The sequence below is a fragment of the Faecalibacterium sp. AF27-11BH genome, from assembly GCF_003603005.1.
Lineage (GTDB): Bacteria > Bacillota > Clostridia > Oscillospirales > Ruminococcaceae > Faecalibacterium > Faecalibacterium taiwanense.
Genome location: NZ_QVGS01000001.1, coordinates 72,691 through 95,009 on the forward strand (window position 1 = coordinate 72,691; position 22,319 = coordinate 95,009).

Annotated in this window: 23 protein-coding genes; 21 read left to right on the forward strand and 2 right to left on the reverse strand. The window is 56.1% G+C overall.

What is annotated here, in order from left to right; translation table 11 throughout:
* Window positions 1–20: 20 nt before the first annotated feature.
* From scfB to DWY76_RS00400, 7 genes are all read left to right on the forward strand, one after another.
* A complete protein-coding gene (gene scfB / locus DWY76_RS00370) occupies window positions 21–1,472 on the forward strand; it encodes a thioether cross-link-forming SCIFF peptide maturase (RefSeq protein WP_165852538.1) in 1,452 nt (483 codons plus the stop codon).
* Window positions 1,469–2,890 (forward strand): amino acid decarboxylase, encoded by a 1,422-nt coding sequence (locus tag DWY76_RS00375; RefSeq protein WP_120079246.1) that lies wholly within the window; start codon window positions 1,469–1,471, stop codon window positions 2,888–2,890. Before scfB ends, DWY76_RS00375 begins: the two co-directional genes overlap by 4 nt.
* 118 nt (window positions 2,891–3,008) lie before the next feature.
* Window positions 3,009–4,529 (forward strand): SPOCS domain-containing protein, encoded by a 1,521-nt coding sequence (locus DWY76_RS00380; RefSeq protein WP_005942145.1) that lies wholly within the window; start codon window positions 3,009–3,011, stop codon window positions 4,527–4,529.
* 229 nt (window positions 4,530–4,758) lie between these two features.
* On the forward strand, window positions 4,759–5,454 hold the full coding sequence (locus tag DWY76_RS00385) for an AzlC family ABC transporter permease (protein WP_242821938.1): 696 nt from the start codon (window positions 4,759–4,761) through the stop codon (window positions 5,452–5,454).
* The gene (locus tag DWY76_RS00390) at window positions 5,444–5,749 is read left to right on the forward strand and encodes an AzlD domain-containing protein (protein ID WP_005942135.1); all 306 of its coding nucleotides are present in this window, start codon (window positions 5,444–5,446) and stop codon (window positions 5,747–5,749) included. The genes DWY76_RS00385 and DWY76_RS00390 overlap by 11 nt, the downstream gene beginning before the upstream one ends.
* 68 nt (window positions 5,750–5,817) lie before the next feature.
* Window positions 5,818–6,660, forward strand: coding sequence for a sugar nucleotide-binding protein (locus tag DWY76_RS00395; RefSeq protein WP_120079248.1), 843 nt, complete (start codon window positions 5,818–5,820; stop codon window positions 6,658–6,660).
* 299 nt (window positions 6,661–6,959) lie between these two features.
* Window positions 6,960–8,309: a solute carrier family 23 protein gene (locus tag DWY76_RS00400; protein WP_044953729.1), complete on the forward strand. Its 1,350-nt coding sequence runs from the start codon at window positions 6,960–6,962 to the stop codon at window positions 8,307–8,309.
* A 3-nt stretch (window positions 8,310–8,312) separates the two neighbouring features.
* On the opposite strand, the gene DWY76_RS00405 is transcribed toward DWY76_RS00400, so the two are convergent.
* On the reverse strand, window positions 8,313–8,972 hold the full coding sequence (locus tag DWY76_RS00405) for a nucleotidyltransferase family protein (protein ID WP_120079250.1): 660 nt from the start codon (window positions 8,970–8,972) through the stop codon (window positions 8,313–8,315).
* A 99-nt stretch (window positions 8,973–9,071) separates the two neighbouring features.
* Here DWY76_RS00405 and DWY76_RS00410 point away from each other — a divergent pair, with 99 nt between their 5' ends.
* From DWY76_RS00410 to yqeB, 10 genes are read left to right on the forward strand one after another with little or no spacing between them, the layout of a single operon-like run.
* On the forward strand, window positions 9,072–9,875 hold the full coding sequence (locus tag DWY76_RS00410) for an FAD binding domain-containing protein (RefSeq protein WP_120019857.1): 804 nt from the start codon (window positions 9,072–9,074) through the stop codon (window positions 9,873–9,875).
* The gene (locus DWY76_RS00415; RefSeq protein ID WP_005942122.1) at window positions 9,876–10,346 is read left to right on the forward strand and encodes a (2Fe-2S)-binding protein; all 471 of its coding nucleotides are present in this window, start codon (window positions 9,876–9,878) and stop codon (window positions 10,344–10,346) included.
* Window positions 10,343–12,634: a molybdopterin cofactor-binding domain-containing protein gene (locus DWY76_RS00420; protein ID WP_120079252.1), complete on the forward strand. Its 2,292-nt coding sequence runs from the start codon at window positions 10,343–10,345 to the stop codon at window positions 12,632–12,634. Before DWY76_RS00415 ends, DWY76_RS00420 begins: the two co-directional genes overlap by 4 nt.
* The gene (gene yqeC, locus DWY76_RS00425) at window positions 12,631–13,338 is read left to right on the forward strand and encodes a selenium cofactor biosynthesis protein YqeC (RefSeq protein ID WP_120079254.1); all 708 of its coding nucleotides are present in this window, start codon (window positions 12,631–12,633) and stop codon (window positions 13,336–13,338) included. Before DWY76_RS00420 ends, yqeC begins: the two co-directional genes overlap by 4 nt.
* Window positions 13,335–14,369: a selenide, water dikinase SelD gene (gene selD / locus DWY76_RS00430; protein ID WP_120079256.1), complete on the forward strand. Its 1,035-nt coding sequence runs from the start codon at window positions 13,335–13,337 to the stop codon at window positions 14,367–14,369. The genes yqeC and selD overlap by 4 nt, the downstream gene beginning before the upstream one ends.
* 15 nt (window positions 14,370–14,384) lie before the next feature.
* Window positions 14,385–14,993: a sulfurtransferase-like selenium metabolism protein YedF gene (gene yedF, locus DWY76_RS00435; protein ID WP_337679042.1), complete on the forward strand. Its 609-nt coding sequence runs from the start codon at window positions 14,385–14,387 to the stop codon at window positions 14,991–14,993.
* Window positions 14,990–16,129 carry an aminotransferase class V-fold PLP-dependent enzyme gene (locus DWY76_RS00440; protein ID WP_120079258.1) on the forward strand — a complete coding sequence of 380 codons (1,140 nt, stop codon included), beginning with the start codon at window positions 14,990–14,992 and terminating at the stop codon, window positions 16,127–16,129. The genes yedF and DWY76_RS00440 overlap by 4 nt, the downstream gene beginning before the upstream one ends.
* Before the next feature lies 1 nt (window position 16,130).
* A complete protein-coding gene (locus tag DWY76_RS00445; protein WP_097775510.1) occupies window positions 16,131–16,361 on the forward strand; it encodes a DUF3343 domain-containing protein in 231 nt (76 codons plus the stop codon).
* Window positions 16,362–16,386: 25 nt separating this feature from the next.
* Entirely contained in the window at window positions 16,387–17,442 is a 1,056-nt protein-coding gene (locus DWY76_RS00450) for an XdhC/CoxI family protein (protein WP_097777796.1), read from the forward strand.
* Window positions 17,439–18,254 carry a selenium-dependent molybdenum cofactor biosynthesis protein YqeB gene (yqeB, locus tag DWY76_RS00455; protein ID WP_120079260.1) on the forward strand — a complete coding sequence of 272 codons (816 nt, stop codon included), beginning with the start codon at window positions 17,439–17,441 and terminating at the stop codon, window positions 18,252–18,254. The genes DWY76_RS00450 and yqeB overlap by 4 nt, the downstream gene beginning before the upstream one ends.
* Window positions 18,255–18,327: 73 nt before the next feature.
* On the opposite strand, the gene DWY76_RS00460 is transcribed toward yqeB, so the two are convergent.
* Complete coding sequence (locus DWY76_RS00460; RefSeq protein ID WP_005942104.1) at window positions 18,328–18,522, reverse strand: DUF3873 family protein; 195 nt, start codon at window positions 18,520–18,522, stop codon at window positions 18,328–18,330.
* A 355-nt stretch (window positions 18,523–18,877) separates the two neighbouring features.
* On the opposite strand from DWY76_RS00460, the gene DWY76_RS00465 reads away from it, so the two are divergent.
* The 4 genes from DWY76_RS00465 (at window position 18,878) to recO (ending at window position 22,308) form a co-directional block, all read left to right on the forward strand.
* The gene (locus tag DWY76_RS00465; RefSeq protein WP_005942102.1) at window positions 18,878–19,837 is read left to right on the forward strand and encodes a PhoH family protein; all 960 of its coding nucleotides are present in this window, start codon (window positions 18,878–18,880) and stop codon (window positions 19,835–19,837) included.
* Between the two features lie 53 nt (window positions 19,838–19,890).
* A complete protein-coding gene (gene ybeY, locus DWY76_RS00470) occupies window positions 19,891–20,382 on the forward strand; it encodes an rRNA maturation RNase YbeY (RefSeq protein ID WP_097775507.1) in 492 nt (163 codons plus the stop codon).
* A gap of 46 nt (window positions 20,383–20,428) precedes the next feature.
* A complete protein-coding gene (gene era / locus DWY76_RS00475; protein WP_154255692.1) occupies window positions 20,429–21,367 on the forward strand; it encodes a GTPase Era in 939 nt (312 codons plus the stop codon).
* A 194-nt stretch (window positions 21,368–21,561) separates the two neighbouring features.
* Window positions 21,562–22,308, forward strand: a complete 747-nt coding sequence (recO, locus tag DWY76_RS00480; RefSeq protein ID WP_044953693.1) for a DNA repair protein RecO — start codon at window positions 21,562–21,564, stop codon at window positions 22,306–22,308.
* The last annotated feature ends 11 nt before the right edge of the window (window positions 22,309–22,319 follow it).

A 22,319-nucleotide genomic window follows, 5' to 3' on the forward strand; every position in this document is an offset into this window, starting at 1 on the left:
TAATTGGAATGGAGAGTAAAATGGTACACCAGTATCAATTGAACGGCTATAACATCGTGCTGGACACCTGCAGCGGCTCGGTGCATGTGGTGGACGATGTTGCATACGATATCATTGCCATGTACCCGGAGCATACTGCTGACGAGATCGTTTCGGCTATGATGGCAAAGTATGGAGACCGCGAGGATGTCACGGAGGAAGATCTGCGTCAGTGCATCGATGATGTGACCAACCTGAAGGAAGCAGGCAAGCTGTGGACCCCGGATACCTATGAGAATATGGCTTTCGACTTTAAAAACCGCAACACAGTGGTCAAGGCCTTGTGCCTGCATGTTGCACACACCTGCAACCTGAACTGCTCCTACTGCTTTGCTTCGCAGGGCCGCTATCAGGGCGACCGTGCGCTGATGAGCTTTGAAGTGGGCAAGCGTGCCATGGACTTCCTGATCGAAAACTCTGGCACCCGCCGCAACCTTGAGGTGGACTTCTTTGGCGGCGAACCGCTGATGAATTTTGACATGGTCAAAAAGCTGGTGGCCTACTGCCGTGAGCAGGAGAAGATCCACAACAAGAACTTCCGCTTTACCATGACCACCAACGGTATGCTGATCGATGACGATGTGATCGATTTCTGCAACAAGGAGTGCCACAATGTGGTGCTGAGTCTGGATGGCCGCAAAGAGGTCAACGACCGTTTCCGCAAGGACTATGCAGGCCATGGCAGCTACGATACCATCGTGCCCAAGTTCCAGGAGTTCGTGAAGAAGCGCGGCGACAAGAACTACTACATGCGCGGCACCTACACCCACTACAACACCGACTTCACCAACGATATCTTCCACATGGCCGACCTCGGCTTTACTGAGCTGAGCATGGAGCCTGTGGTGTCTAAGCCCGGCGACCCCAGTGCCCTGACCGAGGAAGATCTGCCCATCCTGAAGGAACAGTACGAGATCCTTGCCAAGGAAATGATCAAGCGCAACCGCGAGGGCCGCGGCTTTACCTTCTACCACTACATGATCGACCTGACCGGCGGTCCCTGCATCTACAAGCGCATCTCTGGCTGCGGTTCCGGTACCGAGTATATGGCCGTTACTCCCTGGGGCGATTTGTATCCCTGCCACCAGTTCGTGGGTGATCCCAAGTATCTGATGGGCGATATCTGGAAGGGCGTTACCAACACCGTTGTGCGGGATGAGTTCAAGCACTGCAACGCCTATGCCCGCAAGGAGTGTCAGGACTGCTGGGCAAAGCTGTACTGCTCCGGCGGCTGTGCAGCCAACTCCTACCATGCCACCGGCAATATCACCGGCGTGTACGAGTACGGCTGTGAGCTGTTCAAAAAGCGAATGGAATGCGCTATCATGATCAAGGTCGCTGAGAATCAGGAACTTGCCGCCAAGGGCATCGAGGTGCCTATTGAGCTTGGTTCCACCTGTAACGCCTGTGCTGATGGCGAAGCCTGCGAATGAGCACGACCACGCCTATTGTGGATTTTGTGCGCCGTTACGCACAGTCCGGCACCTCGCGGCTGCATATGCCCGGCCACAAGGGCCAGAGCCTTTTGGGCTTTGAGCCGTGGGACATTACCGAAATAAAGGGTGCGGATGAACTGTATGGGGCTGACGGCATCATTGCCCAGAGCGAAGCCAACGCTACCCGGCTGTTCGGCACGGTGCATACCTATTACAGCACAGAGGGCTCGTCCCAGTGCATCCGTGCAATGCTGTGCCTTGCACTGCAGGCTGCGCCCGCAGCCGGACAGCGCCCGGTCCTGCTGGCAGCGCGCAACGCTCACAAAGCGCTGTTGTATGCGGCGGCGCTGCTGGATTTTGATATCCAGTGGCTCTGGCCTGCGCCGCAGGATGCCGGTGCACTTTGCAGCTGCCCGGTGTCAGCTGCAAAGCTGACAGGTGCTCTGCAGGGTTTGGCGCAGCAGGGCAAAAGGCCCTTTGGCGTCTACATCACCAGTCCGGATTATCTGGGCGGCGTGCAGGATATTGCAGCGCTGGCCGAAGTGTGCAAGGATTTTGGAGTTCCGCTTCTGGTGGATAATGCCCACGGTGCTTACCTGCGTTTTCTGCCGCAGGGCGGTCAGCATCCTATTGCGCTGGGCGCGGCCATGTGCTGCGACTCCGGCCATAAAACGCTGCCCGTTGTCACTGGCGGCGCATACCTGCATCTGGGCAAAAATGCCCCCATTCAGGACGAAGCCGCTGTGCGCAATGCACTGGCATTGTTTGGTTCCACCAGTCCGTCTTACCTGATCTTGCAGTCGCTGGACAAATGCAATCAGGTTCTGTCGGAGGGTTATCCGCTGCGGCTTTTGCAGTGCTGCGGATATTTGACCCGCCTGCGCCGGGAGCTGAACGAAGCCGCTGCGGCAAAACACTGCCCGGAGCCGCTGGCACTGGAAAGCGAACCTCTCAAGGTCACGCTGGATGCTGCTACACTGGGCATGACCGGCACAGAGCTTGCAGAAGCGCTGCGCTGCGCAAAGGTCGAGTGCGAATATGCCGACCCGCGCTATGTTGTGCTGATGTTCACCCCGGCAAATCCGCCGCAGGACTTTGAACGGCTGACTTCTGCCGTTCTCCACATTGTGGAAAACCTTACAGGACCGTTCCCGCTTCCGGAAAAAAACGATCGTGAGCTTTTGGAGCTGGAACACGAATTGCACACCTGCTGCAGTATCCGGCAGGCCGTGTTTGCCCCGCAGGAGCAGGTGCCCACAGAGCAGGCGGTGGGGCGTATCTGCGCTATGCCGACGGTTTCCTGCCCGCCTGCGATCCCCATTGTGGTCAGCGGCGAGAAGATCACACCGGCTGCCGTCCGGCTGATGCAGAAATACCATGTAATGCAGACGGCTGTCCTGCGCAAAACGATCTGATTGTTTCAAAAGGCCCAAAGGCATCGTGCGTTTTGCACGGTGCCTTTTTTGCGCGCATATCCTGCAAAGCATGTGCATACCTTTCCAGTAGAGACGGACAGGGAAAGGAGCACACTGCATGGAACTGAAGATCTTTCGGGATACGCTGCCGCAGGCAGGCACGAGCTGCACCGTCAAGGCAGAACTTCCGCTGGAAACCGAGATCCTGATTTCAGATTATCTTCCGCCGGTGTTCAAGCTGGTCAAATGCTTTGCAAAACCGGTGGTGCTGCAAAAGCAGCTGCAGCCCGGGCGGCTTACATTGGAAGGCTATCTGCGCTGCACTGTGTTTTATCAGGGCGAGGATGGGGCCGGGCTTTGCCAGACCGAGCAGAAGCTGCCGTTTACAAAGCAGCTGGAGGTGCCGGAATTTTCCTTCACCAGCTGGATGGCCATGGTAGAAGGGCAGACCGAATACCTCAACTGCCGGGCAGTAAACCCGCACCGCATCGAGGTGCGCGGAGCCTATGGTCTTGTAGTTACTATCCATACACAGGATAAACAGGAACTGATCACGGCGCTGGCCGATGGCGGCATTGAACAGAAATTGCAGACGCTGAACGGCGTGCGCAGCACCGCGGTGCTGGAAAAGCTGGTCACTGTGGAAGGGGAGCTTGTTTTTGCAAAGCCGCCCGCAGCCATTCTGGATATTACCGGCAGCGCCGCCGTGCGGGAGGTAAAGCTGCTGGCGGGCAAGGCAGTGGTCAAGGGCGAGGTACGTGCCCAATGCGCCTGGCGCGCGGAAGGCGAAAGCAGCCTGCAAAGTCAGGCGGCATCCCTGCCGTTCAATCAAGTGGTGGATCTGGAAGGCGTGGCAGAGGACTGCAGATGCATGTGCGTGCTGGAGCCGGTTGGCTTTGCCCTTGCGGAGGGCGAACAGGAAGCCAGCGGCCAACTGACAGCCAGCGTGATGATGCATTTGCACGCATGGCGGCCCTGCCAGCTGCAATACGTAGCGGATGCCTTTTCTACGCAGTTTGAAACCGCCGTCACGCCGCAGGAATTGGCAGCAGAAGATCTTGCCTGTATGCTGAACGAGACAGCATCTTCCACGGCCTCCGGGCCGCTGCCAGATGCGGATGCTCAGCTGCGCGCCTGCTTTGTGTCTTATGGACCGGCGCAGGTAACACCTTACCGCGACGGCTGGGCCTTTACGGTGCGTGCCGTTGCTACCGCCTTTGCCGAGAACAGTCTTGCTGAGCTGGAAAGCTACGAAAAAACACTGGAGCTTGTCTTTCCGCTTGCAGTAGAAGCTCCGCCGGGTGCACAGTTCAGCCCGGAATGCTGGCTGAGCACCGAGAACATCCAGTGCAGCTGCACTGGCGGCACATTGGAAGTGACGGTCACCGCCCGTGCCGAAGGAGCCATCCTCTGCCGGAGCACACATTCGGGCATCGGCAGCATTGAGCTGGGCGAACCGCTGACGACTCCGGACCCGGAGATCGCACTGCGCATCTACTATGCACAGGCAGGGGAGGAGTTGTTCGGCATTGCCAGACGGTTCCATGTGTCACCGGCACAGATCCTGACGGCAAATGGGCTGGAAGCCGGTACGCAGGTCCTGCCGCAGGCGATGCATTTTCTGGTGCCGGGCGCATAAATCGACGAAGAACGCTGCCTTTTCAGGCGGCGTTTTCCTTTTGTGCCGAAAAGAAAGTGAAAAAGCCCTTTCTTCTCTGTGTGCGGGAGAGTATAATAAAAAGCGGTGTTTGAAATAGGAAAGGAGTAAAAAAACAAAGATGAATTCCAAAAGTAAGCTCCTTGCCCCGGAGCTTGTCAATGCAGAAAGGCCGGTTTGGGCTTTCAGCAAAAAGATTTTCTGTGAGGGCATGCGGGATGGCGTTCCCATTGCGCTGGGCTATTTTGCTGTTTCCTTCTCGCTGGGCATTGCGGCCCGCCGGGCAGGCTTTACCCCGTTTCAGGGCTTTCTGGTCAGCCTACTGAACAACGCTTCGGCAGGCGAGTACGCTGCATTTGCCATCATCATGGCCAATGCGACCTATCTGGAAGTGGCCATCATCACACTGATCGCCAATGCGCGCTATCTGCTCATGAGCTGCGCACTGGCCCAGCGCTTTGCGCCGGGCACACCCTTCTGGCACAGGCTGCTCATCGGTTATGATGTGACAGACGAGCTTTTTGGCATCACCATTGCACGGCCCGGCAGCCTGAACCCATATTATACCTACGGTGCCATTCTGCTGGCGGCACCGGCTTGGGCCATCGGTACAGCGTTGGGCATCATTGCGGGCAATCTGCTGCCGCTGCGGGCTGTCAGTGCGCTGAGCGTTGCCCTTTACGGCATGTTCCTTGCCATCATCATTCCTCCGGCGCGTAAGAGCAGGGTGGTAGCTGCACTTGTTGCCATCAGCTTTGCACTGAGCTTTGTGTGCAATTACCTGCCGGGTATCTCCGCTCTTTCGGAGGGCACGCGCACCATTTTGCTCACAGTGCTCATTTCCAGCGCTGCAGCAGTTCTTTTTCCGGTAAATCCAGAAGAGCAGGAGGCAGAGCATGACGCATAATCATTACATTTACATTGCAGTGATGGCGCTGGTATCCTATGCCATCCGCATCCTTCCGCTCACACTGATCCGCAAGCCCATCAAAAATCGATTCATTCAGTCGTTTCTGTATTATGTGCCCTATGTGACGCTGGCGGTCATGACCTTCCCGGCCATTGTCAACGCGACCCAGAGCCCGGCTGCCGGTGCCATGGCGCTGGTGGTAGGCATTGCAGCTGCTTGGTTCGGCGCAAGCCTGTTTCAGGTATCTGTGGCCTGCTGTGCCGTCGTGTTCGTGCTGGAACTGTTCCTTTAAAATTTCTGTGCCCGGCAGGCTGTCATGCTTCTGGGCACTTTTTCATTGCCCTGCAGGAGGAAATTATCATGAAAAAAATTCTTATCACCGGTGCAGGCGGCTTTGTCGGCTCCCGCATTTTGCAGCAGTGGCAGGGAAAGTACGAGCTTTGCGCCCTTCCAAAAGGCTTTTTCTGTACAGCCGATGAAGCTCTCACCCGTGCACAGGTGGAAGCTTTGCATCCGGATGTGATCCTGCACACCGCCGCTCTTTCCGATACCAGTTACTGTGCGCAGCATCCGGCAGAAGCTTACCGTGCCAATGTGGAGCTGCCAGTCTGGCTGGCACGGGCTGCGCAGCAGACGAAGGCAAAGCTGGTGGCATTCAGCTCGGATCAGGTCTATGCCGGTGTGCAGCAGCAGGGGCCGCTGCCGGAAACACTGGCCCTGCATCCCGCAAACATTTACGGCCAATACAAGCTGGAAGCAGAGCAGCGTGTGCTGGAGCTCTGCCCGGACTCGGTCCATCTGCGTGCCAGTTGGATGTATGACCTGCCCGGCTATGGGCTGCCCATCCGGGGCAATCTTCCGCTGAATCTTCTGCGTGCCGCGCTGAAGGGAGAGGCTCTGCGCTTCTCCCGGAACGACCACCGCGGCGTGACCTATGTGCGGCAGGTAATCGAAAATCTGGAGCCTGCCATGGCGCTGCCAGGCGGCGTATACAATTTTGGCAGCGGCAATGCCGAAAACATGGTATGCACCGCCCGGCAGTTTGCCGAAACGCTGGGAATCGCTGTGCAGATCGAGGAAGAAAGCTGGGGCCGGAACCTTGTGATGGACACCACAAAACTGGAACGCTTCGGCATCCGGTTCGACACCACTCAGCAGGGCATCCAGCGCTGTTTAAAAGATTACGGGCTGAGAACGCTGTAAAATTTCCATATCGCACAAAAATCAAATAAAACAAAACAAAAAAGCAGGAGTTCTGCGCGAAATTCTTCCGACCAAAGCGGAAAAAACGCACAAAGCGCCCTGCTTTTTGTGTTTCTCAGCGGGAAGCAGCCGTTCACGAAAAAGTCATACTTAATTTACAAGGATACGCAGTTTTGCTATAATAAATCCGCTTTTTTGGTAAAGCAGTCGAAAAGAATGATTTTTGTCAAGATTTGAGGAGAGTGGAACATTTGAAGGAAGTCAAGCTCGAAGAGTCGGCGTATCAGTTCGACGCAAAAATGTCCCTGAAACAGGCGATCCCGCTGGGTCTGCAGCATGTCTGCGCCATGTTTGTGGGCAACCTGACCCCGCTGCTGATCATCACCAGTGCCTGCGGCATTGCGGGTGGTGAGTTCGCAGATCTGCAGGTCACGCTGCTGCAGAGTGCCATGTTCGTGGCCGGTGTGGTCACACTGGTGCAGCTGTTCACCATCGGCCCCGTGGGCGGTAGCGTGCCCATCATCATGGGCACCAGTTCCGGTTTTATCGGCGTGTTCAACAGTGTTGTCGGCAGCATGGGCGGCGGTGTGCTGGCCTATGGTGCCATTATGGGCGCATCCATCATCGGCGGCATCTTTGAAAGCGTGCTGGGCTTCTTCCTCAAGCCTCTGCGCAAGTTTTTCCCGCCGGTCGTCACCGGTACGGTTGTACTTTCCATCGGTCTTTCGCTGATCTCGGTGGGCATCAATTCCTTTGGCGGCGGCAACAGCGCAAAAGACTTTGGCTCCATGGAAAATCTTCTGCTTGCCCTGTTCGTATTGGTGGTCATTCTGATCTTCAAGCACTGGACCACGGGCTTCCTCAGCTCTTCCGCGATCCTGATCGGCATTCTGGCCGGTTACGTTGCGGCCTTTGTCATGGGTCTGGTGCTGCCCACCACCGGTGTCACTGCCGATGGTGTAGAGTTTACCAAGGCATGGGTGCTCAACTGGAATAAGGTGGCACAGGCCTCTTGGTTTGCCATTCCCAAGCTGATGCCGGTCAAGATCGTGTTTGATATGCGCGCTATTATGCCGGTGATGATCATGTTCGTTGTTACCGCTGTTGAGACCGTGGGTGATATCTCCGGTGTCATGGAGGGCGGCATGAATCGTGAACCCACCGATAAAGAGCTGTCCGGCGGTGTGATCTGTGACGGTCTGGGCTCCTCCTTTGCGGCTCTGTTCGGTGTACTGCCCAACACTTCCTTCAGCCAGAACGTGGGTCTGGTGGCCATGACCAAAGTGGTCAACCGCATGGCTCTGGCCTCCGGTGCCATCTTCCTGATCCTGTGCGGCCTGATCCCCAAGCTCGGCGCACTGATTTCCATTATGCCGCAGGCCGTTCTGGGCGGTGCTGCCGTTATGATGTTCTCTTCCATCGTGGTCAGCGGCATCCAGCTCATCACCAAGGAAAAGATGACCCCGCGTCAGCTTACCATCGTCTCGGTGGCTCTGGGTGTTGGCTACGGCATGGGTGCCAACAGCGGCATTCTGGCACAGGCTCCGCACGCTTTACAGCTGATCTGCGGCGAGTCCGGCATCGTTCCGGCTGCGTTCGTGGCGATCCTGCTGAATGTGCTGCTGCCGAAGGATGACAAGGCAGTATAAAGCTCAAAGCTTCTGCCGGGCCAGTGCTTCCAATTGCGCCAGTGCTTCGGGCGTGTCGGCGTCGGCCAATTCATTCCGATCCGCAATGTAAACGGTGTGAACATGCGCGGGATATTTCCGAAGCAGAACACTTCCGCCCATGCCCTGCGGCAAGGTGAGCAGTTCCTGAAAAAGTCCTTTTTCAAACAGAACGGGACTTCCAGTAAAGGGAGACGGGTCGTTACGGACCCGGAATCCCAGACGGAAGATCTCCCGTTCTGTTTCTTTTTGCCGTTCCAGCCGAGTCCTTTGATCCCATCCGGAGATGCCTGCCATGGCTTCCACTGTCTCGCGGCACAAAAGCGGTTGGTCTCCCGGCAGGAACATGCAGCCAAAAAGCTCCGGAACCTGTTCCAGCAGCGCAGAAAGACCCAGCCGCACCGTATCGTTTCGACCGGGCAGATCGTGCAGCAGCACCGGAACATTGCGGGAGCGGCAAAGCTGCGCAACTTCGTCCGAACGTGTCACCACGATGCGGGCCGAAAGCTTTGGAGTATCGGTCGCTGCAAATGCGCGGCATAGCATCGGTTCCCCGCAGAACGGCGCAAGGAGTTTGTTGGAGCCGAAGCGCTGGCTCAGACCGGATGCCATGATGACACAGCCCACCGGAAGAAGTTCTTTCATATAGTACCACTCTTTCTGAAACGAATTCACAATAGTATTATATCGAAATCTGTGTTAAAATAAAAGAACAGAGAAAAAAAGAGAGAGGAACCTGCATCTATGATGACGATCCGAGAATATAAGCAGGCCGAAAGTCTGGAAGAAGCGTGGCAGCTGAACCAGAAAAAGGCCAACCGTGTGCTGGGCGGCATGATCTGGCTCAAAATGGAGAACATCAATGTCGGTACAGCCATCGACCTGTCCGGTCTGGGACTGGACACCATAGAGGAGACCGAGGGCAGCTTTTCCATTGGTGCCATGGTTACACTGCGCCAGCTGGAAGAGCACGCCGGTCTTGCTGCGTATACCCATGGCGCAGTAAAGGAAGCGCTGCGGCATATCGTGGGCGTGCAGCTGCGCAATCTGGCAACTGTGGGTGGCAGCATCTACAGCCGGTTCGGCTTTTCCGATGTGCTCACGCTGTTTATGGCCATGGACTGTTCGGTAGAGTTGTACAAGGGTGGGATCATATCCCTGCAGGAGTATGCTGAGCGCCCTTATGATCGGGACATCCTTGTGCGGCTGATCGTTAAAAAGGAAAAAGCAGAATTTTTCTATCAGTCCGTGCGCAACAGCCAGACTGATATCCCGGTGCTTACCTGCGCTGCCGCCCGTCTGGAAAACGGCAGCTATCGCATTGCGATCGGTGCGCGGCCGCTCAAGGCTGTGCTGTTTGAGCTGCCGGCAAAGGCGGGTGTTTCTGCGCAGGAACTGGCGCAGAACTTTGCCGATGAAGTAAAGCAAAAAATTGTCACTGGCTCCAATATGCGCGGCAATGCCGAGTACCGCCGCCATCTGGCAGGCGTTCTGACAAAGCGTGCTGTTCTGGAACTGGAAGCACGCACGGCACAGGAGGAAAATTAAATGCAGATCACTCTTACATTGAACGGCATCAAGGTCACAGAGGATGTGGCTGCAGATATGCTGCTGATCGATTTTGTACGTGCTCACGGCTGCAAGAGCGTCAAGCGCGGCTGTGAGACCTCCAACTGCGGTCTGTGCACGGTGTTTCTGGACGAGAAACCGGTGCTGTCCTGCTCGGTACTGGCAGCGCGTGCCAGCGGCCACAGCATTACCACACTGGAAGGCCTGCAGGAAGAAGCCGCGGAGTTCGGCGGCTTTATCGCGGATCAGGGTGCAGAGCAGTGTGGCTTCTGCAACCCGGGCTTTATCATGAACGCGCTGGCCCTCTTCCGCGAGAATCCGTACCCCAGTGAGGAAGAAGTGAAGGAATATCTCTCCGGCAACCTCTGCCGCTGCTCTGGCTATGAGGGCCAGCTGCGCGGCATCATGAACTTTCTGGCATGGAAAAAGCAGAAGGAGGCCGCAGAATGAGTACCATCAACAAGCCTTTCCGTAAAAAGGATGCCATGCAGCTGGTCACCGGCCAGCCCGTCTATATGGACGATGTGATCCCGCAGGACTGCCTGATCGTAAAGCTGCTGCGCTCTCCGCACGCAAATGCCATCGTCAAAACTATCAATACGACTGTAGCAAAAAAGGTGCCCGGCATCGAGGCGATCTTTACATGGGAGGATGTGCCGCAGGATGCGCCGCGCTACACGCAGGCTGGCCAGACCTATCCGGAAGCCAGTCCGCATGACCGCCTGCTCATTGACCGCCATGTGCGCTTTGTGGGCGATGTGGTGGCCATTGTGGCCGGTAAGGACGAAAAGTGCGTGGATAAGGCTCTCAAGCTCATCAAGGTGGAGTATGAGGTTTTGGAAGCAGTGCTGGACTATCACACTGCCAAGGACAACCCCATTCTGGTGCATCCGGAGGACAACTGGGCCAGTCTGTGCCCGGTGGGAGCCGACAATAAGCGCAACCTCTGTGCCCACGATGAGAGTGGTTCCGGCGATATCGATGCTGTATTGGCGGCCAGCGATGTAGTCATTGACCACATTTACCACACCAAAGCCTGTCAGCAGGCTATGATGGAGACCTTCCGCACCTACTGCTCCATTGATACCTATGGGCGGCTGAATGTGCTCAGCTCCACGCAGATCGTGTTCCATGCACGGCGCAATATTGCGAACGCACTGCATATTCCCAAATCCATGGTGCGCGTGGCAAAGCCCCGCATCGGCGGCGGATTTGGTGCCAAGCAGACGGCGGTCAGTGAGGTATATCCGGCTTTTGTGACTTGGAAGACCAAAAAGCCCTCCAAGATCATTTTCAGTCGTGTGGAAAGCCAGATCGCATCCTCGCCGCGTCACGAAATGGAGATCCATGTGCGGCTGGGTGCCACGAAGGACGGCGTTGTGAAGGGCATTGATCTGTACACCCTTTCCAATACCGGTGCTTACGGTGAGCATGGCCCTACGACTGTGGGCCTTTCCGGTCACAAGTCCATCCCGCTGTACGGCAAGGCAGAAGCCTTCCGCTTTATCAGTGATGTGGTGTATACGAACCACATGTCTGCCGGTGCTTACCGCGGTTACGGCGCAACGCAGGGACTGTTTGCCGTAGAATCTGCTGTCAATGAACTGGCTCATAAGCTGAATATGGACCCCTTTGAGCTGCGGCTGAAAAACACCGTACAGGAGGGCGATGTGATGCCCGCCTACTATGGGGCTGTCAACACCAGCTGCGCGCTGGACCGCTGCCTTGTCAAGGTGCGGGATATGATCGACTGGGAGCACAAATACCCTGCCCGTGATATGGGCAACAGCAAGGTGCGCGCTGTCGGTATGGGCATGGCGATGCAGGGCTCCGGCATTTCCGGCATGGATGTGGGCAGTGCCACCCTGAAACTGAATGACGACGGCTTCTATACCCTGATGATCGGTGCGGCCGACATGGGCACCGGCTGTGACACTACACTGGCGCAGATCGCCGCCGAAGTGCTGGACTGCCCGCTGGACAATATCACGGTCTTCGGAGCTGATACGGATACCTCGCCCTATGACTCCGGCTCCTATGCGTCCAGTACCACTTACGTTACCGGCAAGGCCACCGAAAAGTGTGCCATGAAGCTGCGCGGCCAGATCTGCAAGCTGGGCGCAGAGCTGTTGGAATGCACCGAGGACGAGGTGGAATTTGATGGAAAAGATGTTTTCAAGAGCAAAGATCCCACACAGAAAAAGTCTCTGAGCGAGATCGCGTATGCTTCTCAGTTCGGCCACATGGTTCCGCTGGAAGCCACCGAAACGCATACTTCGCCTTTGTCGCCGCCGCCGTTCATGGTTGGTGCTGCTGAGGTGGAAGTGGATACTGAGACCGGCGAGGTAAAGCTGCTGGAATTTGATGCCTGTGTGGACTGCGGCACGCCCATCAACCCGAACCTGACCCGTGTGCAGGCTGAGGGCGGTCTGCTGCAGGGCATCGGCATGACTCTGACCGAAAACATCACCTACGATAAAAATGGCTACCCGGAAGAGAACTCTCTGTTCCAGTACAAAATTCCGGCCCGCACCGATGTGGGCAAGATCAAGGTTGAATTCGAGAGCAGCTATGAACCCAACGGACCCTTTGGCGCAAAGTCCATCGGCGAGGTGGTCATCAATACACCGCTGCCTGCCATTTCCGATGCGATCTACAATGCCATTGGTACCCGGTTCTATGAGCTGCCCATCACACCGGAAAAAATCGCCATGGCAGTTGCAGAAAAGCAGAAATGATCGACGAAAAAATTTTTCCGTTTCTTGCGGAGAAGGGACATGTTATTTCTCTGGTGGGCGGCGGCGGAAAGACCACACTGATGTACAATCTGGCTGCGCACTGCGCCCGCAAGGGCTGGCGGGTATTGGCCGCTACCACCACCCATATTATGCAGCCGCCCGGCGGGGTCTGGGCACAGACGGATGCAGAGCTTTTCCGCCTGTGGAAGTGCGGCAGTTATGCCGTGGCCGGAACCGCTGCACACGGCGGCAAATTGACGGCCCCGCCGCAGGCACAGCTGGAGCGCTGGATGACCCTTGCAGATATCGTGCTCATTGAAGCGGACGGCGCAAAACGGATGCCCTGCAAGGCACCCGCTGCGCACGAGCCGGTGCTTTTACCGCAGTGCGATACGGTTCTGGCCGTAGCAGGGCTTTCTGCGTTGAGGCATCCGCTCCGGGAGGTCTGTTTCCGGGCAGAGCTTGCCGCAGAGCTGCTTTGTGTTCCGCAGGATGCGCAGTTGACACCGGAACTTCTGGCAAATCTGCTTGCAAGTGAAGCCGGTGGAAGGAAGGCTGTAGGGGATCGCAGCTTTTATGTTGTACTCAATCAGGTCGATACAAAAGAGCAGGCTGCTCTGGCCCGGCAGGTGGCTGATATTCTGAAAAAAATTTATCGGATTTCCTGCGCTACGTCTCATTTCGAGAAAGGAGAACGTGCATGAGCAAAGAAGGCAAGATCGTGTTCTGCACCGGCGGCGGATGTACCGCAAAGCTGGGAGCCGGAGCGCTGAGCCGTATTCTGGAAAAGCTGCCGCGCGGTGCAAGAGACCCGAGCCTTTTGGTCGGGTACGACAGCCGGGATGATGCGGCTGTATACCGCATTACCGATGATGTGGCGCTGGTACAGACAGTGGATTTTTTCCCGCCGATGGTGGATGACCCCTATACCTTCGGCCAGATCGCAGCGGCCAACGCCCTGAGTGATGTCTATGCCATGGGCGGCGAGGTGAAGACTGCACTGAACCTGGTCTGCTTCCCGGAGAGCATGGATCTGAACATTCTGGGCGAGATTCTGCGCGGCGGAGCCAAGAAGGTGGCCGAAGCGGGCGGAAGCCTTGCAGGCGGGCATTCCATTGCCGATACAGGTGTGAAATACGGACTTTCGGTGACTGGCCTTGTGGACCCGAAAAAAATGTATATGAATGATTCCGGCAGGCCCGGTGACAAGCTGATTTTAACAAAAGCTCTGGGCGTGGGCCTGATCTGCACGGCAAACCGTGTGGGCGAAGCGGCACCGGAAGATATGGCCGGTGCCATTGCGTCCATGACAACGCTGAACAAAAACGCTGCCGAGATCAGCCGAAAGTATACGGTCCACGCGGCAACCGATGTGACCGGTTTCAGTTTTCTGGGCCATCTGCACGAGATGATGGGCGGAAGGCTTTCCTGTATCATTGATGCACGGATGGTGCCGGTTCTACCGGGAGCCGAAAAAGCAGCAGATGATTTTTTGTATACCGCTGCCGGACAGCGCAACCGCAACCATACCGGCCCATATGTCACTTTTGAAAATGTGCCGTTTGCAATGGAAGAGGTGCTGTTTGACCCACAGACTTCCGGCGGACTATTGCTGGCCGTGTTGCCAGAAGAAGCAAATGCGCTGGAAGCAGAGCTGCAGGCCGCTGGCCTGCCCGCAAAGATCGTGGGTGAGATCATACCCAAAACCGAACAGGAAATCACTGTAAAATACTGATGGAGGCCTACAATTATGATGCTGAAAGTTGATGCCCGTGGTGACGCATGCCCGCTGCCCGTTGTAAAAGCCAAAAAGGCGATCTCTGAACTGAAGGGTGCCGGTGAGGTGGAAGTGCTGGTGGATAATGAGATCGCCGTGCAGAACCTTACCAAAATGGCCCAGCAGAAAGGTTATCAGTACAGCGCCGAAAAGCTGGCCGAGCGGGAATACCGCGTGCTGTTCACGGTCGGCGAAGCGTCCGAAACACCCACTGAAGAAGCACCGGCCTGTGCACCGGACACCCGCACGGACACGGTGGTTGCCATCAGCTCTGATAAAATGGGCATTGGCGCAGATGACCTTGGCAAGTCCCTGCTCAAGGCCTTTGTGTTCGCACTTACCCAGCAGGATCAGCTGCCCAAAACAGTGCTGTTCTATAACGGCGGCGCGTCCCTGACCTGTGAGGGTTCGCCCATGCTGGATGACCTGAAGGCACTGGAAGCACAGGGCGTGGAGATCATGACCTGCGGCACCTGCCTGAATTTCTATGGCCTGACCGAAAAGCTTGCTGTTGGCAGTGTGACCAACATGTACACCATCGTGGAAAAGCTGACGCAGGCAGGCAACGTGGTGAAACCGTGATCTATCTGGATAACGCTGCCACGACCCTGCGCAAGCCGCCACAGGTAGAGCAGGCTGTGCTGGACGCAATGCGCACGGCAGGCAATCCGGGACGGGGTGCCCATGAGCCAACGCTGCACGCAAGCCGTCTTGTTTATGCTGCGCGGTGCGCAATGGCAAAGCTCCTCCACGCACCAGACCCGTCCTGTATTGCCTTTGCGGCAAATGCAACGGAGGCCTTGAACATTGCATTGGGGGGCCTTTTTGCACCGGGCGATCATATCATCACAACGGTATGTGAGCATAACTCTGTTCTGCGGCCGCTCTACCGGCTGCGGGAACAGGGCTTGCAGTTCAGTTTTGCAGGCGTGGATGAGCGCGGACGGCTGCAATATGATGACTGGGATAAGCTGGTTCAGCCCAATACAAAAGCGCTGGTCGTAACAGGTGCTTCCAATGTGACCGGCAACGGAACGGATCTTGCAAAAGCAGCGGGTTTTGCGCACCGGCACGGCCTGCTGCTGATCGTGGATGCGGCCCAGACGGCGGGTTCACAGGCCATTGACGTACAGGCACTGGGCATTGATGTGCTATGCTTCACTGGGCATAAGGCGCTGCTTGGCCCGCAGGGAACAGGCGGCTTGTATGTGCGCCCGGGGCTTTCCATCCAGCCATTGGTAGTGGGAGGCAGCGGCGTACACAGCTTTGATGAACAGCATCCCGCACAGATGCCCACCGCTCTGGAAGCCGGGACGCTCAATGTTCCGGGTCTGGCGGGCCTGTGTGCCGGTGTGGAATGGATTCTGGCTCAGGGCGTGGAAACGCTGTGTGCAAAAGAAACTGCACTGGCGGCGCTCTTTTATAAAAACATTCGAGATCTGCCGAACGTGAAGATCTACGGCGACCCGGAAATGGCGCTGCACGCTCCCATTATCTCGCTCAACATCGGAGACGAAGATTCAGCCCGCATTGCAGATATTCTGTGGGAGGACTACAGCATCTGTGTGCGTGCCGGTGCGCACTGTGCACCGCTGATGCATAAAGCGCTGGGCACGGTGGAGCAGGGCGTGGTACGGTTCAGCTTTTCGCATTTCAATACGGAAGCCGAAGTGCTGCAGACCGCAGCCGCTGTTCAGGAGCTTGCACAGGAGATCTGATATGCGCATCAAAAAAACTTATATTGTTCTTTCATTCCGCACAACGCTGGATGCCATGGAATGGGAAAAGCAGTGCCTTGCGGAGAAGGTTCCGGGCAGGCTCATCCCACTGCCGCGCGAGATCTCCGCAGGCTGCGGCCTTGCCTGGCGGATGCTGCCGGAAGAATTTGAGCAGTGGCAGAACCGGCTGGACCCGGCACGTTACGATCAGGCCGCAGCAGTAGAACAGTAATAAAGATAAAACAGGAGAATGACGCATGGGTAAAATGCCGCTTTATACAATGCTGCAAAAAGCCCGTTCTATGGGCGGCTGGACGATGGTGGCCCAGTTAGAGGGCGATGCCGCGGGGAGCCAGCTGCTTTTGCTGGAGGGCAGGCCTGTGTGGCAGAGGGGGGACAGCACCGTACTGCTGCAGCACCTGACAGAACTGCAGGGCTGCACAGCAGCTGGTATCCACTCTGTTGCAGGCACAGACATCTTTGCGGAGCGCTTTGGCGCGGTGCCGCAGCTGGTAGTCTGCGGCGGTGGACATGTGGCTGCAGCCGTTGTGCAGCTTGCAAAGCTGCTGGGCCTGACGGTCCTTGCAATGGATGACCGCGAGGAATATGCACAGCAGCTGCGGCTGGCCGGAGCCGATAGAGTGCTCTGCCTGCCGTTTGATAAAGCGCTTGCGCAGGTACCTGACGGCGCAGAGACTTATTTTGTGGTCGTCACCCGGGCACATGCATTTGATGTGGACTGCCTGAAGGTGATATTAAAAAAGCCTGCAGCCTATGTTGGCATGATGGGCAGCCGCGGGCGTGCCGCACTGGTGCGCCGTCAACTTCTGGAAGCCGGTATCGATGCCGAAAGAGTGGAGGCGTTGTACGCCCCCATCGGGCTTTCCATCGGCTCACAGACGGCAGAGGAGATCGCACTTTCCATTCTGGCACAGATCGTATCGATCAAGAATGCGCGTCCGCAGACGGAGGGCTTTTCATCTGCCCTTCTGGAAGCCATGGCTCAGACAGATGCCGCCGGGCAGCAGGCGGTGCTTGCCGTGATTGCGGCGCGGCACGGCTCTACGCCGCGGGAAATCGGCGCAAAAATGCTGGTTCGCACAGACGGCTCTATTGTGGGCAGCGTGGGCGGCGGTATTATGGAGCACCGCACCATTCTGGCTGCACAGGAAATGCTGACGGGAGCGGCTCCGGCGTATCAACGGCTGCATTTTTCGGCAGACGGCAAAAATGATGATGCAGCAATTGCTGCCTGCGGTGGGTCTATGGAGATCGTATTGACTCGACTCCAGCCCGGAGAGGAGATCAAATGAAGAAGGATGCACTGATCCTTGTGCGCGGCGGCGGCGACCTTGCTACCGGCACCATTCACCGGCTGTGGAGCGCAGGCCTGCGTGTGCTGGTGCTGGAAGCGGAGCATCCGGCGGCGATCCGGCGGCAGGTTTCTCTGTGCGAAGCCGTTTATGAAGGTGAGACCGCCGTTGAAGGTCTGTGTGCGGTACGGATCGAAACTCTGGCGCAGGCAGAAGAAGTCTGGAAACAGAATGCCGTTCCTGTTCTGGTAGACCCGCAAGGAAAAAGCATTGCGCCCGCAAAGCCGGATGTCCTTGTGGATGCGATCCTTGCCAAAAAGAATCTTGGCACAACGCGGGATATGGCACCCCTGACCATTGCACTCGGCCCCGGTTTCACGGCCGGGCAGGATGTGGATGTGGTGGTGGAAACCAATCGCGGCCACCGGCTGGGACGCATCATTCGGGAAGGCAGTGCCATCCCCGATACCGGCATTCCCGGAATCATTGGCGGCTACGGCAAAGAGCGCGTGATCCATGCCGGCACGGCCGGTATATTTATGGATCTCCGCAAAATTGGAGATATCGTGGAAGCGGGTGAGACCATTGCGCAGATCCGCACGGCAGATGGTGCCATGATCTCTGTGACCACGCAGATCACGGGTATTCTGCGCGGACTTTTGCGCAGCAGTTATCCGGTAACGCCCGGTTTTAAGGTGGCCGATATAGACCCCCGCAAAGAGGAACTTTCCAACTGTTTTCTCATTTCGGATAAGGCCCGCTGCATCGCGGGCAGTGTGCTGGAACTTGTCTGCGCTCAACTGTGGAAATAAACCTGTAAAAAGCAAAAACCTCCGCTTCCCGGCGGCAGTACCGACAGGGAAGCGGAGGTTTCTATTTTTCATTTCAGTTGCGGTAGCAGCGATCCTGACCTACCAGCCAGTCCTCACACAGGCGCTGGGCTTCCTCCAAACTGCGGCTCTCGCAGTCGAAGAATGCACCGTGCATCGAGCGATAGGAGTAGTGAACTCTCGGAATACCGTTGCCATCCTTGAAGCGTTCGCAGCGTTCTTCACCGGGCATCAGAAAAAGTTGTTCCATGGTTCCTTCTCCTTTGATTTCAGCATTCCGGAGCGGCCGGCCGGGTGCAAGCCGCACAACGCTTGCTATTGTAGCACGCAGGGGAGAAGTTTGCTATTGTCTTTTTGGCCAAAGATATGTTTTGTTTTTCTCTGTGGTTGTGGCACAAAAGGTCTTGACAAGATCATTCGTACAGGATGCATTCCTGCTCCTGCATTTTCTTTTTTGCCGCTGACGCTTTGCAGGGGCAGCTGCCTTGGCGTATGAAAAAACCGATGGAACGGATGAAAATATTTTGTGTACTTTTCACAGTTTTCTTCTCGAGATTTTGGTGGTACAATAGAAGCATTAAAATATATCCTTTCAGGAGGAGCACATGGCAGAAAAGAATATTGAACTGGATAGTGTAGAGGTCGCCGCAGCTGTTTTTGGCAACTGCGACCGGAACATCCGTCTGCTGGAGAACGAATTTTCTGTTACGGCGGTCTGCCGGGGCACGCAGCTGCGGCTTTCAGGCGAACCGGCCAATGTTGCCGCGGCCAGCCGCGCTGTGGAGGGAATGCTGCTTCTGATCGAGAATCATACACCGCTGGAAGACCAGACCGTGCGTTACTGCATCAGTCTGGCGCACGACGGAGCAGAAAAGCGGGTCAAGGAACTGACCGAAGATTTTGTTACCGTAACGGTCAAGGGACGGCCGATCCGGCCCAAAACACTGGGCCAGAAGGAATATCTCAATGCCATCCGCACCAATGCCATCACCTTTGGCGTTGGCCCGGCGGGTACCGGCAAGACCTATCTGGCCGTTGCCATGGCGGTAAAGGCTTTTAAAGCCAAGGATGTTTCCCGCATCGTGCTCACCCGCCCGGCAGTGGAAGCAGGTGAAAAACTGGGCTTTCTGCCCGGTGATCTGCAGCAGAAGGTAGACCCTTATCTGCGCCCGCTGTATGACGGCCTGTTTGATATGCTGGGTGCCGAAACTTACGAGCGCCTTGTGGAAAAGCAGATCATTGAGGTTGCACCGCTTGCCTATATGCGCGGACGCACGCTGGATGATTCCTTTATCATTCTGGATGAGGCACAGAACACCACACCGGAGCAGATGAAAATGTTCCTCACACGTATGGGTGTCGGCTCCAAGGTGGTGGTTACCGGTGATGTGACCCAGATCGATCTGCCGGAACGCACCCGCAGCGGTCTTGTGGATGCACTGCACGTGCTTAAAAATGTAAATGGGATTGCACAGTGCTATTTTACTGAGAAAGATGTTGTGCGCCACCGTCTAGTGCAGGAAATTATCAAGGCTTACGAAAAGGCTGCACACCCTGAAAAATAAAATCACCAGAATTCATATAAAGCCATCAAAAACAGAAAGGAGTGGACTGATTTATGTCCAATAAAGTTTTGATCACCAATTCACAGAAGGCCGTCAAGGTTCCTTCCGGTCTGCGCATTCTCATCCGCCGTGCCTGTAATGCCGTGCTGGAGTATGAGCATTTTGAAGCTCCTGCAGAGATCAGCGTGACCTTTGTGGATAACGCCGCCATTGCTGAGCTGAACAACCAGTACCGAAACAAGCCCATGCCCACCGACGTGCTGAGCTTCCCTCTGGGTGTAGACGGCAAATATGATGTTGACGAGAACAACGGCTGCAAAATGCTGGGTGACATCGTCATCAGTATGGAGCGTGCACAGGAGCAGGCAAACCTCTACGGCCATCCGCTGCAGCGTGAGGTGGCGTTCCTGACGGTGCACTCCATGCTGCACCTGCTGGGCTACGACCACGAAAATGGTGGTCTGGAAGCCATGCGGATGCGTGAGAAAGAGGAAGCTGTTCTGCTGCAGCTGGGCCTGCCGCGCACCGTAAGCTATACCGAGTAATTGATTCACCGTGCGGTTGCCGCACAATACAGACAGGAGCTAGATTTTGAGTAACGCTACACCCATTCAGGGGCATTATGATACTTCTTCCGTTTTTGTGGCTGTCATTGGCCGTCCCAATGTTGGCAAATCCAGTCTGACCAACCTTCTGGTTGGCGAAAAGGTAGCCATCGTCACTTCCAAGCCGCAGACCACCCGTACCCGCATTACCGGCGTGATCACCCGCGGGCCGTTGCAGTATGTGCTGCTGGATACACCCGGTGTGCACAAGGCACGCAACAAACTGGGTAAACGGATGGATAAGACTGCCAGCGATTCCATTGCAGATGTGGATGTTTCCATGATGCTGTTTGAGCCTTACGGCGCACTGAATGAATCGGAAATGGTGCTGGTGGATATGCTGCGCAGCAGCGGCGGCCCGGCAATTGCAGTCATCAACAAGACCGACCTTGTCAAGGAGCCTGCTGATCTGGAAGCCCGCAAAGAAGAGCTGAAGGCATTGGGTGTATTCGACGATATCTACACCATCAGCGTCCGTGATAACGACGGCTGCGAAGTGCTGTTCGATGCTTTGAGCCGCTATGCTGTGGAAGGCCCGCATTATTTTGATGATGATGCCTACACGGATATGCCGGAAAAGGAGCTTGTGGCGGAGGTCATCCGTGAAAAGGCCCTGCTGTTCATGCGCGACGAGATCCCCCATGGCATTGCTGTTGTGGTGGAGCGCTTCAAAGAGCGCCCGGGTACCGACCTGATCGATATTGATGTAAATATCTACTGCGAGCGCGAAAGCCACAAGGGCATGGTCATTGGAAAAGGCGGTGCAATGCTGAAAAAAATTGCCAGTGCTGCCCGTGCAGACTGCGAAGAGTTTTTGGGCTGCCGCGTCAATCTGCAGTGCTGGGTAAAGGTAAAATCCGATTGGCGCGATAACGAGTTCCTGCTGAACAACTTTGGCTTCAAGCAGAACACCAATAACCGCTGACACTTGCCAAAGCAGGACAGAATTCCCTTGGATGAACGGTTAAAATAAACCTGACACTATCCGTAACAGGGAAGAGGTGCTGCAAATGGATGCACAAGCAAGCTGGCAGGCGTTTGCCTGCACGGGAAACATTCTTCGTTATCTCGATTATAAACAACAGCGGCCGGAAGAAACCCCGGCAGAGGACCAAGAAAATGGAAGCCTTTGTAACCACGGGTCTGGTGCTGAAGGAGACCCGCTATAAGGAATCGGACCGCATTCTGACGATCCTGACACCGGAACTGGGCGTGATCTCGGCAGCAGCGCAGAGCAGCCTGCGGCTGAAGAGCAAGCTGTTCAGCGCGTGCGGGCTGTTCTGCTACTCCGAGTTCACACTGGTGCCGGGCCGCAACATGTACACTGTGCGGGAAGCAGAAGTGAAAAATGTCTTTCACGGCATCTCGTCCAGCATTGAGGGCATGAGCCTTGCCATGTATATGGCTGAAATGGCAATGACCCTTTCGCCCACCGGGCAGGAGGCACAGCGGGAGCTTCGGCTGCTGCTCAACTGTTTCTATATGATCAGCGAGAGCAAAACGGATCTGCGGGTGATCAAGGCCGTGTTTGAACTGCGCACCATGAGCGAGTGCGGCTTTATGCCACAGATCGTGTGCTGCCGCGATTGCAGCGCCTATGATGGTGCTGCGTTCTATCTGGATGTGCAGGAAGGTCATCTGCTCTGTGCAGACTGCGCCGCAAAAGCAGGAAAAACCTGCAACCTTGATCAGGGCGCACTGTATGCGCTGCGGCACATCTGCCTTGTGGACGACAAAAAAATATTTGCATTCAAAATTTCTGTGGGCAGTCTGGAAAAGCTTTCCGCAGTGGCAGAGCGCTATGCACTGACCCACATGGACAAGCCTTTGAAAAGCTATGACTTTTTAAAGACCCTGCTGCCCTGAGCATAAAGGGA

Coding starts and splice junctions, on each gene's coding strand:
- recO (WP_044953693.1), top strand. CDS start 21,562: ATGGAAGCCTTTGTAACCACGGGTCTGGTGCTGAAGGAGACCCGCTAT.
- DWY76_RS00450 (WP_097777796.1), top strand. CDS start 16,387: ATGGGTAAAATGCCGCTTTATACAATGCTGCAAAAAGCCCGTTCTATG.
- yqeC (WP_120079254.1), top strand. CDS start 12,631: ATGATCGACGAAAAAATTTTTCCGTTTCTTGCGGAGAAGGGACATGTT.
- DWY76_RS00465 (WP_005942102.1), top strand. CDS start 18,878: ATGGCAGAAAAGAATATTGAACTGGATAGTGTAGAGGTCGCCGCAGCT.
- selD (WP_120079256.1), top strand. CDS start 13,335: ATGAGCAAAGAAGGCAAGATCGTGTTCTGCACCGGCGGCGGATGTACC.
- DWY76_RS00375 (WP_120079246.1), top strand. CDS start 1,469: ATGAGCACGACCACGCCTATTGTGGATTTTGTGCGCCGTTACGCACAG.
- DWY76_RS00395 (WP_120079248.1), top strand. CDS start 5,818: ATGAAAAAAATTCTTATCACCGGTGCAGGCGGCTTTGTCGGCTCCCGC.
- DWY76_RS00380 (WP_005942145.1), top strand. CDS start 3,009: ATGGAACTGAAGATCTTTCGGGATACGCTGCCGCAGGCAGGCACGAGC.
- yedF (WP_337679042.1), top strand. CDS start 14,385: ATGATGCTGAAAGTTGATGCCCGTGGTGACGCATGCCCGCTGCCCGTT.
- DWY76_RS00400 (WP_044953729.1), top strand. CDS start 6,960: ATGTCCCTGAAACAGGCGATCCCGCTGGGTCTGCAGCATGTCTGCGCC.
- DWY76_RS00415 (WP_005942122.1), top strand. CDS start 9,876: ATGCAGATCACTCTTACATTGAACGGCATCAAGGTCACAGAGGATGTG.
- DWY76_RS00390 (WP_005942135.1), top strand. CDS start 5,444: ATGACGCATAATCATTACATTTACATTGCAGTGATGGCGCTGGTATCC.
- DWY76_RS00405 (WP_120079250.1), bottom strand. CDS start 8,972: ATGAAAGAACTTCTTCCGGTGGGCTGTGTCATCATGGCATCCGGTCTG.
- DWY76_RS00460 (WP_005942104.1), bottom strand. CDS start 18,522: ATGGAACAACTTTTTCTGATGCCCGGTGAAGAACGCTGCGAACGCTTC.
- yqeB (WP_120079260.1), top strand. CDS start 17,439: ATGAAGAAGGATGCACTGATCCTTGTGCGCGGCGGCGGCGACCTTGCT.
- DWY76_RS00420 (WP_120079252.1), top strand. CDS start 10,343: ATGAGTACCATCAACAAGCCTTTCCGTAAAAAGGATGCCATGCAGCTG.
- scfB (WP_165852538.1), top strand. CDS start 21: ATGGTACACCAGTATCAATTGAACGGCTATAACATCGTGCTGGACACC.
- DWY76_RS00410 (WP_120019857.1), top strand. CDS start 9,072: ATGATGACGATCCGAGAATATAAGCAGGCCGAAAGTCTGGAAGAAGCG.
- DWY76_RS00445 (WP_097775510.1), top strand. CDS start 16,131: ATGCGCATCAAAAAAACTTATATTGTTCTTTCATTCCGCACAACGCTG.
- DWY76_RS00385 (WP_242821938.1), top strand. CDS start 4,759: ATGCGGGATGGCGTTCCCATTGCGCTGGGCTATTTTGCTGTTTCCTTC.
- ybeY (WP_097775507.1), top strand. CDS start 19,891: ATGTCCAATAAAGTTTTGATCACCAATTCACAGAAGGCCGTCAAGGTT.